The sequence below is a fragment of the Flavobacterium sp. genome, from assembly GCF_027484205.1.
Classification (GTDB): Bacteria; Bacteroidota; Bacteroidia; order Flavobacteriales; family Flavobacteriaceae; genus Flavobacterium.
The window spans coordinates 210,014-223,594 of sequence record NZ_JAIXUB010000025.1; the positions used below are offsets into that span (position 1 = coordinate 210,014).

Genomic DNA, 13,581 nt, shown 5'->3' on the forward strand with positions numbered 1-13,581 from the left:
TTGCCTATGAATAAATTTTACTTAATTTTAATTCTTATCGTTTTTTCAAATTGCAAAGGAAAAAGTTCTGCTGATTCTTCTGCGAATGCTTCTTTTATTGACTTTTCTTTTTTTGGAAATGATAAAATTAAAATTGATTCAACCTTAATTAATTCTTCTGTTGATGAAAATTTTAAAGCTTTTTATAAAAAATATAATTATGAAACAGCTTGGACAACAAAGGAACATCGAGATTTTATAATTAACGAATTCTCAAATGCCGAAAATGAAGGTTTACAACCAAAAGATTATGAAATAAATAAATTAAAATCATTTGAAGAAAAATTTGATGATCTACCTGATTCATTAATTGTGAAATATGATTTTCTATTAACAACAACCTCTCAATTATACATTAAACACATTACATCAGGAAAATTAAATCCAAATGAATTATACAAAGATTGGGATTTAACAGAAAAAAAAGTTGATGTAAACAAAATCCTTTTTGATTGTATTGATAACAACGATTTTTCTGATATAATTGAAGAAGCCAAACCACAACATTTAGTTTATAAAAAATTAAAAACATCGCTAAAAATTCTGAATCAAATGCCTAATGAATTTGCTGGTTGGATTGATGTTAAAGAAAAAATTCTCCCAAATAAAAAAAACAACTTTGTTCCAATTGTAAAAAAACAATTGATGTTTTGGGGTGATTTAAAAGAAAAAGACACCATTTTATCAACAATGTATGATAAAAAAACTCAGGAAGCTGTGAAAATTTTTCAAGCAAGACATGGTTTAAACCCTGATGGAATTATTGGCAAAAGTACAATCGAAGCTTTAAATTTTTCTAGAAATCAAAGAATTGAGCAAGTAGTGGTAAATATGGAACGCTGGAGATGGTTTGCTAAAGACTTTGGCAACCACTATTTATTGATAAACATTCCTGATTACACTATTGTAGCAATTAAAGATAACGATACCATGCAATTTCAAAAAGTTGTTGTTGGAAAAGATACTCGAAAAACTCCTGTATTAGAATCGAAGATTTCTAATATTAATTTAAACCCAAATTGGACTGTACCACCAACCATTTTGAAAGAGGACATTTTTCCTGAAGCCGAAAAAAACAAAGGCGTTTTCAGAAAAAAAGGCTTGGTCATTATGAACAATAAAAACCAAGAAATCAATCCTTATTCTTGGAAAAAAGCAGATGCAAATAAATACAAATATGTTCAAAAACCTAGCAGAAATAACTCCTTAGGTTCAATGAAAATAAATTTCCCAAACAATCATTCTGTTTATCTTCATGACACTAATCATCGTGATTATTTTGCTTTTACTTATCGTTCTTTAAGTTCAGGTTGTGTCCGACTTGAAAAACCACTTGAAATGGCTGCTTATATATTGAATGATACTACAAAATGGTCTTTAAAAAGAATTCAAGATACCACTGACATCAAACATTACTTTAAAATTCAGAAGGAAAAACAAATTGCAATTGACAAGAAAAACGCCAAACTTTTGGCAAAAAATCCAACACTTGTTATTGAAAAGAAAAAGTTTCCAAAACCTGAATTAAAAACTATCGTCATCAAAGTTCCCGAAGATATTTACGTACACCAACTCTATTGGACAGCTTGGGAAAACAACGGAATACTCCAATTTAGAGAAGATATTTATTGTTTAGATGCAGATTTATATTCTAAATTACGATATTAATCTTGATGATTTTGAATAATTATTTGAAGGATAATAAATAAATAAACACGATTTGTTTTTTATTGTTTGAATAATTTTTTTACTCATTTCAATAGGTAATGCTGGACAACCTTGACTTCTACCTAAACGATTGTGTTGCTTAATAAAGTCTTTCGAAACATAATCTGCTCCATGAATAACAATTGCTCGTTGACGTGCTTTATCATTAATACCTGTCTCCAAACCATCGAGTTTTAAAGACAAACCATGTTGACCAATATAAGTTTCACCTGTTGCAAAAAAGCCCAAACTACTTTGATTAGAATCTGTGATATTTGAGAATTTAGTTGCATAATCTTCACCTGAATTTTTTCCGTGAGCAACAAGTGTGTTGAAAATAATTTTGTTTTCACTCATATCAATAACCCAAAGACGATTTGATTTTGAACTTAAAGAATAATCAACAATTGTCAAATAATCACTTTGAATTTTTCCTTTTGCTTTTAGATTTTCATACCCTTCAAAAGCAATTTCAAAACTCTCTATTGAAGGCAGCTTATAATTGTTTGCATCCAAAGAATTATAAATCATCTCCACCTTTTTTGTGGGTGAAACAGATACTAAATTCTTTGGATTTTTATCTTTTGATAGATTTGGAGCAAAAGACGACAATACAAACAATATAGCGAATAAATACTTAATGTGTTTCATTCGTTTTAATAGGTTAATTATGGTAAATTTGGGATGACAAACATATAAAAGCATTTTTTGTCTGACAAACTATTTCTACAAAAATCATCGATTAAATGCAATTTATTACGATATAAGCACAATTTTAATATATTATATACGTTTATTCTTACGTAAATACACTTGCTTTATTATTCAAGATTTAGAATTAAAGAATAATATTACATTTAGATTGTCGTTATTTAATAATTACTTTATATTTGCTCAACAAACCAATAACTTATGCCTTTAAAACATTATTTTATATATTGTTTAGCATTTGCATTTTATCTAAACGCATTTTCTCAAACCTCGAAAAAAACATTAGTAACAAAATTTACAAATGAAAAAATCGTAGTTGATGGAAAATTTGACGAAGATGTATGGAAAACGACAGCAATTGCTACAGGATTTGAAATGTCGGCACCAGATAATGGTAAGCATGAACCAAATGAAAGACGTTCAGAAGTAAAAATAGTTTATGATAATGAAGCGATTTATGTTTCGGCAATACTCTATGACAATGAACCATCAAAAATTCAAAAAGAATTAACTACAAGAGATAATTTTGCTTCTGCCGATCATTTTGGTGTTTTCTTGAATGGTTACAATGATGGCCAGCAAGAATTTAGATTTTTTGTAAGCGCTTCAGGAGTTCAACAAGATGTATTATTTACTGATGCTAATGGCGAAGATTATACATGGAATGCTATTTGGGATAGTAATGTATTGATTACCGATATTGGTTGGAATGTCGAAATGAAAATTCCTTATGCTGCTCTGCGATTTTCATCAGAAAAAAAACAAACTTGGGGTTTAAATTTTTATAGAGAAGTGTTTCGTGACAGACACCAATTTACCTGGAATTTGTTAGACAATAAAATTGGTTCAGAAGCAAATCAGGCAGGAATCCTTGAAGGAATAGAAAACATTGAAACACCAACTCGTTTATTTTTAATTCCTTACTCTTCATTTTACTTGAATGGAAATGAAAATCAAAAAACAAAAGGCGAATTCAAAGGTGGAATTGATGTTAAATATGGTATTAATGATGCTTTTACCCTAGATGCAATTCTTATTCCTGATTTTGGACAAACTGCTTTTGATAAAGTCGAATTAAACCTTGGTCCATTTGAACAACAATTTGCAGAAAACCGACCTTTTTTTACAGAAGGAACAGACTTATTCAACAAAGGTGATTTATTTTATTCAAGAAGAATTGGTGGAGAACCGACAATTTCACCTGAAATTTCAGATGACGAAGAATTTACAGAATATCCTTCTAAAGTTAATCTTTTAAATGCATTAAAAATTTCTGGTAGAACAAAAGATGGATTAGGAATTGGCGTATTAAATGCTGTAACAGAAAAAACGGAAGCAAGAATAAAAAACACAACAACTGGAGCAACAAGAAATGAATTAATCGAACCACTGGCAAACTATAATATTTTTGTACTTGACCAAAGATTCCGTAAAAACTCATCCATTTCATTAATAAATACAAATGTTATGCGAGATGGAGAATATAGAGATGCCAATGTTTCAGCCTTAGTATTTGATTTGAATACAAAAAAGAACACTTATAATTTATCAGGTGATTATAAATTTAGTCATGTTAATGAATTTCAAGCAAAAAATAGAAATGGATATAACACCTCATTAAATTTGGGGAAAACAAGTGGAAAAATTAGATATGGAATTGGCGGACAATATATTTCTGATGATTGGGATAATAATGATTTAGGAATAAATTTTCAGAATCATTTTCACGCAATTTATAGCAATACAAGTTATAGAATCTTAAAACCAAACAAAACTTTCAATTCCTTCAGTGTATTTTTAAATTTATATTCCGAATTTGATAACAGAACAGGAAAAGTTCAAGAATCTTCTGTAAATATAAATGTAAACTCAACAAGTAAAAAGAATAATTATCACGGATTTGGAATAAATTCAAGAGTAACTGACGTTTACGATTTCTACGAACCTCGATCTATCGATGAAGTTAAATTTTTAGAAATACCAAGAAACATTGGAGGTTACTATTTTTATTCCTCAAATTATGCTAAGAAATTTGCATTAGATTTCAATCCATCGTTTACATTCATAAACGAAAAAAATAGAACTAATTTAAATTTAGTAATAAGTCCGCGCTATAGATTTTCTGATAAAATATCAATGATTTATAGCTTTCAATTCAATAGACAAGTAAACAATATTGGTTGGATTGACTTTGATGATTTTGACAATCCTATTTTTGCAAAAAGAAACAGAAATACTTTTGTAAATAGTTTAACAGGAAAATATTCTGTAAACAATATCATGACTTTCAATTTATCCGTAAGACATTATTGGAGCTATGCCATAAATCACGAAATTTTAGACTTATTAGATGATGGTTCTTTAACACCTAATTATACCTATACAACTAACAAGAACTCCAACTTAAACACTTGGAATATGGATTTATCCTATTCTTGGTGGTTTGCTCCTGGAAGTCAACTATCTGTATTATACAGAAACAATTCTTCTGTCTTTGAAAGAGAATTCGATAAAGAAATAGGAAAAAATTTCAGAAATTCACTCAACCATGAAAATCTCGATCATACATTCTCTGTAAGCGTTCGTTATTTCATCGATTATAATTCGGCTAAACATTGGTTTTCTAAAAAATAATTAATTACAAAACACTAAATCGTTTTCGTTATTTTTTGTTAACTTTTACTTCAATCTTTTCATTTGAGGTTTTGCAAATGCTTATCTTTGTGTAAAATACTATCACAATGAATAAAAAAGTAATCCTGATGATTCTTGACGGATGGGGAAAATCTCCAGATCCAAAAGTTTCTGCAATAGATAATGCCAACATACCTTTTATAAATAGTTTATACACAAAATATCCTAACGCACAACTAAGAACCGATGGTTTAAACGTTGGTTTACCCGAAGGTCAAATGGGGAATTCTGAAGTTGGCCACATGAATCTTGGCGCAGGACGAATTGTGTATCAAGATTTAGCTAAAATAAATTTAGCTGTTGAAAATAAAACTATGAATCAAGAAAAACCACTTCTTGATGCTTTCAAATATGCATTAGAAAACAATAAAAAAGTACATTTTTTAGGTCTAGTTTCTAATGGTGGTGTACATTCACATACATCTCACTTATACGGACTTTTAGACGCAGCAGAAGATTATGGTTTAGAAAAAGTGTTTATTCATGCTTTTACCGATGGTCGTGATGTTGACCCAAAATCAGCTTTATTGGATATTGCTAATTTAGAAGATTATGTAAAAGATTCCCATGCTAAAATAGCAACAATTATTGGAAGATATTACGCAATGGATAGAGATAAACGTTGGGAAAGAGTAAAATTAGCTTACGATTTAGTTGTGAATTCTGAAGGAGAAAAATCTACAAATGCAGTTGATAGCATCAAACAAAGTTATGCTAATGATGTTACTGATGAATTCATCCAACCTATTGTGATGACAGATGAAAATGGAAATCCACTAGCAAAAATTGAAGATGATGATGTTGTAATTTTCTTCAACTTCAGAACTGATAGAGGACGCGAATTGACCGAAGCTTTATCGCAAAAAGATTTCCACGAATTCAATATGCATAAAATGAATTTGTATTATGTTACTATGACAAATTATGACGATACGTATAAAAATGTTCATGTAATTTACGACAAAGACAACATCACAGAAACTCTTGGAGAGGTTTTAGAAAAAGCAGGGAAAACCCAAATTCGTATTGCCGAAACCGAGAAATATCCTCACGTAACATTCTTCTTTTCTGGTGGAAGAGAAGTACCATTTGACGGCGAAACTAGAATTTTAAGAAATTCACCTAAAGTAGCTACTTACGATTTACAACCCGAAATGAGTGCTTTCGAATTAAAGGATGCTTTAGTTCCAGAACTTAAAAAAGGCGAAGTTGATTTTGTGTGTTTGAATTTTGCCAATGGCGATATGGTTGGACATACTGGTGTAATGGAAGCAGCAATTAAAGCTTGTGAAGCGGTTGATGCTTGCGTAAAAGAAGTCGTTGAAACTGCTTTAGAAAACAACTACACTACAATAATTATCGCTGATCATGGGAATTGCGAGACCATGATTAATCCTGATGGTTCACCAAATACAGCACACACAACGAATCCAGTACCAATTATTTTAGTTGATAAAGATTTAAAAACTATTCACGACGGAGTTCTTGGCGACATCGCTCCTACTATTCTAGAATTAATGGGGATTGAAAAACCTAAAGTAATGACTTGCAAATCATTACTATAAAACAATATTTTTATTTTTTTTACAAGTAAGAGATTCTTTTTGAATCTCTTTTTTTTTACTCAATAAGTGATAAATAAAAGTTAAAATTTCATAATTAATAGTATTACTATTATATTTGCACTTAATTTTGTTATTTTAAAACTAAACAATATTAATCATGAAAAAAATATTTTCCACAATAGCGTTATTAATCGTATTACTAAATTCTTCATTTGCTCAAAATATTGAAACAGAAAAAGAATTTACAACTCTAAACGATGCCTTAAAAAATCCTGAAAAAGTTTTTCGATTAAATCTTAGTAACCAAGATATTTCAATATCAAGCGAACAATGGTTACGATTTGTGAATTTAGAGTATTTGAAATTAAAAAATGATCATTTAAAGGAAATTCCTATTGCGATAACAAAAATAAAGTCACTAAAAACAATCGACTTGAGTGGAAATGATTTTACAAATTTACCTGAAGAATTTTCAAATTTAACCAATCTGGAAGAAATCTATTTGAATGATGAAAACAATATGAATCTTCCTAAAACGCTATCAATTTTAGCAAAACTTCCTAAGTTAAAATCATTACACCTTGAAAATGATAACATATCTAAATTACCAAATGAGATATTATCGTTTAAAAACTTAGAAAACCTATACTTAAATCAAAATAATTTTAAAAAAATTCCTGAAATTCAAACCTTAGATCATTTGAAATACCTTGATTTGAAAGACAATAATATCAAACCTGAATTACAGGATATGAAAAACCTAAACTTCGGATTTAAAATTAATTTTTAAAATTCAACTTTATGATAGACGCTTTAATACCTTTAATTTCACTAATTGCTCTCGAGGTAATTCTCGGAATAGACAACATCATTTTCATTTCCATCCTTGCAGATAAACTTCCAGAAAGTCAAAGAAATAAATTGCGCTTTTGGGGAATTGGTCTAGCTATGGTAATGCGATTGGCCTTACTAGCATTTATTTCTTGGATATTAAAACTTGATAAAACATTATTTTCACTTTTTGAAATTGACTTTACAGGAAAAGGAATTATTCTGATTTTAGGAGGTTTGTTTTTAATCTATAAGAGTACTAAAGAGATTTATCATAAAACAGAAATCGCTGATTCGCACGAAAGTGAGCTACCAAAAAAAGGTAGTTTCGGCAAGCTTTTGGGCGAAGTAATTCTGTTAGATTTGGTTTTTTCTATTGATTCAATTATCACTGCTGTTGGAATGGTTGATGAACTTTGGGTAATGTATACTGCTGTTATTGTAACCGTTGTCATTATGTTGTTTGCCTCAAAACCAATTAGCGAATTTATCTCTAAACATCCATCTTTTAAAATTTTAGCACTTTGTTTTCTTATGATGATTGGAGTGTCACTTATTGCAGAAGGCTTTCACTTCGAAATTCCAAAAGGTTACATTTATTTTTCAATGGCGTTTGCTTTTATTGTAGATGTAATTCAAATGAAAACAATTCCAAATAATACTAAACAAAATTAATATCATGCAAAATATACTTTCAAATATCATCATTTCAGTTAACGATAAATTGTATGTAAAAAATCCTGAAACTTCTGATTTAGGCAAAAAAATTATAGAACAAAGTATTTTACTAATTGATGATATTGGTTTTGAAAACTTTACGTTTAAAAAATTAGGTGAAAAAATAAACTCAAATGAAAGTTCCATTTACCGCTATTTTGAAAGCAAACATAAACTAATGTTATATCTTTCATCATGGTATTGGAGTTGGATTGAATACAAACTAGCTTTCGCAACAACAAATATTTCCAATCCAATGGAACGATTAAAAAAAGGCATCACCATTGTTACAGAAAAAATTGAAGACGATTCAACGACTTTACACATCAACGAATCGATTTTAAATAAAATAATCATTCAAGAATTTACTAAAACGCTGCTTACAAAAGAAGTGGATGAAGAAAATAAAGAAGGCTTTTTTCTAGTTTATAAAAGAGTAATTAATAGAATTATAGAAATGATAAATGAGGTAAATCCAAATTATCCTTATGCAAAAAGCTTGGCCTCATCCATTGTAGAAGGCGCATTGCACCAACATTTTCTTAAAGATCATTTAAAAACCATTACGAATTGTAATGAGACAATTTCACCAACAGATTTTTACATTAATTTAACCGAAAATATATTAGGATAATCATGAGTCAAACACCTTTACAACGGTTTTATAACTTATTAAAATTAGACAAAAGAGATATTTCTCAAATTGTTTTTTACGCCATTTTTGCAGGACTAGTCAGCCTTTCGCTTCCTCTTGGAATTCAAGCCATTATCAACTTAATTCAAGCGGGACAAGTAAGTGTGTCTTGGGTTGTACTTGTAGTCATTGTGGTAATTGGTGTAGGATTAGTTGGAATTTTGTCATTAATGCAACTCCGAATTACTGAAAATCTACAACAAAAAATATTTGTGCGTTCTTCTTTTGAGTTCAGTTATCGTTTGCCAAAAATTAAATTTGAAGAACTATACAATCAATATCCGCCAGAATTAGCCAATCGGTTTTTTGATACAATTTCAATTCAAAAAGGTACTTCAAAATTATTAATTGACTTTTCTACAGCGCTTTTACAAATTTTATTTGGTATCATTTTATTGTCCTTGTATCATCCATTTTTTATTTTCTTCGGAATATTATTACTTGGATTACTCTATTCTATTATTAAATTTTCCTTTAATTCTGGACTCGCTTCTAGTTTGAAAGAATCTAAATACAAATACAAAGTTGCGAGTTGGTTACAAGAAATAGCCAGAAACAGTTTCAGTTTTAGAAAACAAGACAACTTCGATTTTGCTTTAAATAAAAACAATATTTTAGTAGATGAATATTTAAATTATCGTGAAAAACATTTTAAAATAATTAAAAGACAATTCTCACAACTAATTGTTTTTAAGATAATTATTACAGCAGGCTTACTTCTTATTGGAGGTTATTTAGTTTTAAATCAAGAGATGAATATTGGTCGATTCGTTGCTGCCGAGATCATTATTTTATTAGTAATTAACTCGGTTGAAAAAATAATTGTGGGATTAGAAAGTCTTTATGATGTTTTAACTTCGGTTGAAAAAATTGGTCAAATTGTAGATTTAAATATTGAAGAACCACAATCTAAAAATCAAGATTATTGCTTTACCAATATAACTTTAGAAGCAGAAAATCTAAGATTCAAGTTTCCAGATTCTACTGATGATGTTTTGGATAAAATAAATTTGAAAATTGATCAAACAGAAAAAATTTACCTTGAAGGTGACAATGGTTCAGGAAAAACAACACTTTTGCGCATACTTTCAGGAGCAATGCAACCCACTTCAGGTTCCTTTTTCATCAATGACGACACGTATCGTAAAATTGATTTGTCACAATATCGTTCACAAATTGGAACTATTACGCAAGGTGAAACACCTTTTGAAGGAACCATTTTAGAAAACATTACTTTCAATAATCCTTTAGTTTCACATGAAGATATAAAATGGGCGATTGAAAGTGTAAAATTAGGCTCATTCATCAAAACATTATCTAACGGATTGGAAACCAAAATTTTTCCAGACGGAAGACAATTATCTTCTTCCAATGCTCAAAAAATTCTTTTGGCAAGAAGTATAGTAAATAAACCAAAAATATTATTTTATGAAGATCCTTTAGACAAAATGGATGAAGAAGCTACAAAAGAAATCATCGATTTCATTACAGATTCCAAAAACAAATGGACGGTGATTGTTTCCTCTAAAAATGAGTATTGGAAACAAAAATGCGCTAGAAAAATAAAAATGAAAGAAGGAAAAATAATTGCTGACACAAAACAATAATTGCCATGCTAAATATTTCTAAAAAAAATCCAATAACCGAAAATATCGATCAATACAGTACGGTAAAAAGTCTTGCTAATAGACCTCATTACAAGATATTGAACAAAATAATTGTTTATGTTTCCTTAATTGGAGTTATAATTTTATTCCTTCCTTGGACGCAAAACATCTCAGGTTCAGGAGCAGTTACTACTTTAAAACCGAACCAAAGACCACAAACAATTCAGTCAGCAATTGCAGGTAGAATAGAAAAATGGTACGTTCAAGAAGGTGACTATGTAAAAAAAGGTGATACCATTTTATTCATCTCCGAAATTAAAGAAGATTACTTCGATCCTAATTTAGTTCAAAATACTAAAAGCCAAGTAGATGCTAAAAAAATGGCAGGACAATCTTATGGAGGAAAAGTAACTTCTCTCGAAGCACAAATCAATGCCATTGAAAATGAAAGAGTTTTAAAACTGCAACAAGCTCAGAACAAAATTCGTCAATCCTTACTTAAAGTTAAAAGTGATAGTATGGATTTAGAAGCAGTAAAAACACAAATAAAAATTGCCAATACACAATTCAATCGTTCGGTAACTTTAAATAAAGAAGGTTTAAAACCACTTACTGATGTTGAAGAAAAAAGATTGAAATTGCAAGAAGTAGAAGCTAAAATCATTACACAAGAAAATAAACTGTTAGCTAGCAAAAACGAGTTAATAAATGCTAAAGTTGAGATTAATAGAATTAGTGCCGAATATGCAGAAAAAGCATCGAAAGCTAGAAGTGATCAATTCACCGCTTTGAGTAGCCAATATGATACTGAAGCTCAAGTCAATAAATTGCAAAACCAATACGTGAATTATCAAATTCGTAACGGAATGTATTACATAAAAGCGCCACAAGATGGTTATGTAAACCGCGCTATTCAATCGGGAATTGGTGAAACTATCAAAGAAGGAACTCAAATTGTAAGCATCATGCCAGCAAAATATGATATTGCGGTAGAAACCTATGTTTCTCCAACCGATTTACCACTAATTCACAAAGGCGAAAAAGTCAGAATTTGGTTTGATGGTTGGCCTACAATAGTATTTTCTGGTTGGCCTAATATGAGTTACGGAACTTTTGGTGGCAAAATAGTAGCCATAGAAAATTTCATTTCACCCAATGGAAAATTCAGAGTATTAATTGCTCCAGACGAAAAAGAAGATGCTTGGCCAAAACAAATAAGTATTGGTTCTGGTGCACAAACATTAGCATTGTTAGACAATGTTCCTATTTGGTTTGAATTATGGCGAACTCTAAACGGATTTCCGCCAAATTATTACCAACCAAAAGGTGAAACAACTAAAGAGAAAAAATAATTTTTAAGGAACGAATGGCTTGCGCATTTTTGCAATCCATTTTCCTGCTCTCGTCAGTCGCTTTAACTTATTTATACAATAAGTTAAGAGCTCCAACAATGACGAGATCAGGGTTAGATAATAAGCTAAAGGTTACTAAATATGAATTTCAAAACACTACTATTTTTACTATTCACGACTTGGGTTGCTGCACAAGAAAGAAACCTTCAAGAACTTACTTATAATGAGTATTTGGGCTATGTGAAAAAATACCATCCTATGGTAAAAAGCGCCAACCTTGAGGTGAACAGCGCTCAAGCTAATTTAATGATGGCACGTGGAGGATTTGACCCGAAAATTGAAGTAGATTTTGATAAAAAACAATTTAAAGACAGCCAATATTATTCACTTTTAAACAGTAGTTTTAAAATTCCAACTTGGTATGGCATTGAAGTTAAAGCAGGTTTTGACAACAGTGAAGGCGTTTATTTAAATCCACAAAACACACTGCCGAATCAAGGATTGACTTCGCTTGGAATCAACATTCCGCTTGGTCAAGGATTATTGATAAACCAACGAATGGCCGATTTGCGAAAAGCCAAAATCCAAATTCAATTAAGTCAAGCCGAGCGAAAATTACAAGCTATTGAAGTTTTATACAATGCTTCGGTTGCCTATTTTAATTGGAAACGAAATTATAGCGAAGTACAATTGTATTCTACTTATTTAAAAAATGCAGAAATACGTTTTAATGGCGTAGCAAGTTTGATAAAAAACGGAGACAAACCAGCAATAGACAGTGTTGAAGCAGGAATTATTGTTAGAAATAGAAAACTAAATTTAGAAGATTCGCAGTTAAAACTAGCCAAAGCCAAACTAGAATTATCGAATTTTTTATGGTTAGAAAATAATGTGCCGCTTGAATTACAAGACACGATTATTCCTGAAGAGAAACTTGAATACACAATAAAAGAAACATTAAAAACAAACGAACTTTTAGCAGAAACTATTTCGATAGAAAATCATCCTAAAATTAATTCATTACAAAGTAAATTGGGAATTCTTGAAGTTGAACGTCAATTAAAATCGAATAGTTTATTACCTAAAATAGATATAGGTTACAGCTATTTATCGGAACCAAGTTACTGGAATGATACTAATTTTGACAATTATAAAGTAGGTGTAAATTTTAGTTTCCCATTATTTTTAAGAAAAGAACGTGGCGGATTACAATTGGCTAAATTCAAAATTCAAGACACAAAATATTCGTTAGATTTAGAACGCGTTCAACTAAAAAATAAAATTAGTGCTCAACAAACCGAAATCAATTCGCTAGAAAGACAGCGCAAACTAATTTCAGATTTGGTAAAAGATTACAATGTTATGCTAAGTTCTGAAGAACGCTTGTTTTCGTTTGGTGAAAGTTCTATTTTCTTAATCAACTCAAGAGAAAATAACTTGGTTAGCTCACAATTATCGGAATTGAGTTTGGAGAATCGTTATTTAATTTCGAATGCCGAATTGTTTAAAATAATGGCCAATCCAGATTGATGATTTTACAAAAAGACATAACCTATCTAGCCCTGATAGCAATGGAAATATTTTTCTTTTTTGTTGCCTGAGGTTACTCGAAGGCAACAAAAAAGAAAAGATTGTAATGGATAGCGGGAAAATAATCCCGAATT

General features: G+C 30.0%; 10 protein-coding genes. 9 read left to right on the forward strand and 1 reads right to left on the reverse strand.

From position 1 onward, the window contains the following. Window positions 1-6: 6 nt before the first annotated feature. Window positions 7-1,707, forward strand: a complete 1,701-nt coding sequence (locus tag Q0049_RS13420) for a L,D-transpeptidase family protein (protein ID WP_298120697.1) — start codon at window positions 7-9, stop codon at window positions 1,705-1,707. Here the strand turns inward: Q0049_RS13420 and Q0049_RS13425 are convergent. Beyond that, entirely contained in the window at window positions 1,696-2,397 is a 702-nt protein-coding gene (locus tag Q0049_RS13425; protein ID WP_298120700.1) for a murein L,D-transpeptidase catalytic domain family protein, read from the reverse strand. The two genes, Q0049_RS13420 and Q0049_RS13425, sit on opposite strands and share 12 nt — an antisense overlap. Window positions 2,398-2,658: 261 nt before the next feature. Between Q0049_RS13425 and Q0049_RS13430 the strand changes: the two genes are divergently transcribed. The 8 genes from Q0049_RS13430 to Q0049_RS13465 all read left to right on the forward strand — a co-directional run bounded on the left by Q0049_RS13430 (window position 2,659) and on the right by Q0049_RS13465 (window position 13,447). After that, the gene (locus Q0049_RS13430) at window positions 2,659-5,091 is read left to right on the forward strand and encodes a DUF5916 domain-containing protein (protein ID WP_298120702.1); all 2,433 of its coding nucleotides are present in this window, start codon (window positions 2,659-2,661) and stop codon (window positions 5,089-5,091) included. A 107-nt stretch (window positions 5,092-5,198) separates the two neighbouring features. Continuing rightward, the gene (gene gpmI / locus Q0049_RS13435) at window positions 5,199-6,716 is read left to right on the forward strand and encodes a 2,3-bisphosphoglycerate-independent phosphoglycerate mutase (protein WP_298120705.1); all 1,518 of its coding nucleotides are present in this window, start codon (window positions 5,199-5,201) and stop codon (window positions 6,714-6,716) included. 157 nt (window positions 6,717-6,873) lie between these two features. Continuing rightward, entirely contained in the window at window positions 6,874-7,506 is a 633-nt protein-coding gene (locus Q0049_RS13440; RefSeq protein ID WP_298120708.1) for a leucine-rich repeat domain-containing protein, read from the forward strand. Between the two features lie 11 nt (window positions 7,507-7,517). Next, entirely contained in the window at window positions 7,518-8,222 is a 705-nt protein-coding gene (locus Q0049_RS13445; protein ID WP_298120710.1) for a TerC family protein, read from the forward strand. Between the two features lie 4 nt (window positions 8,223-8,226). After that, window positions 8,227-8,898 carry a TetR/AcrR family transcriptional regulator gene (locus tag Q0049_RS13450; protein WP_298120713.1) on the forward strand — a complete coding sequence of 224 codons (672 nt, stop codon included), beginning with the start codon at window positions 8,227-8,229 and terminating at the stop codon, window positions 8,896-8,898. A gap of 2 nt (window positions 8,899-8,900) precedes the next feature. After that, window positions 8,901-10,565 carry a peptidase domain-containing ABC transporter gene (locus Q0049_RS13455; protein WP_298120715.1) on the forward strand — a complete coding sequence of 555 codons (1,665 nt, stop codon included), beginning with the start codon at window positions 8,901-8,903 and terminating at the stop codon, window positions 10,563-10,565. Between the two features lie 5 nt (window positions 10,566-10,570). Continuing rightward, window positions 10,571-11,917, forward strand: a complete 1,347-nt coding sequence (locus Q0049_RS13460; RefSeq protein ID WP_298120718.1) for an HlyD family efflux transporter periplasmic adaptor subunit — start codon at window positions 10,571-10,573, stop codon at window positions 11,915-11,917. Window positions 11,918-12,058: 141 nt separating this feature from the next. Continuing rightward, on the forward strand, window positions 12,059-13,447 hold the full coding sequence (locus Q0049_RS13465; protein WP_298120720.1) for a TolC family protein: 1,389 nt from the start codon (window positions 12,059-12,061) through the stop codon (window positions 13,445-13,447). Window positions 13,448-13,581: the final 134 nt, after the last annotated feature.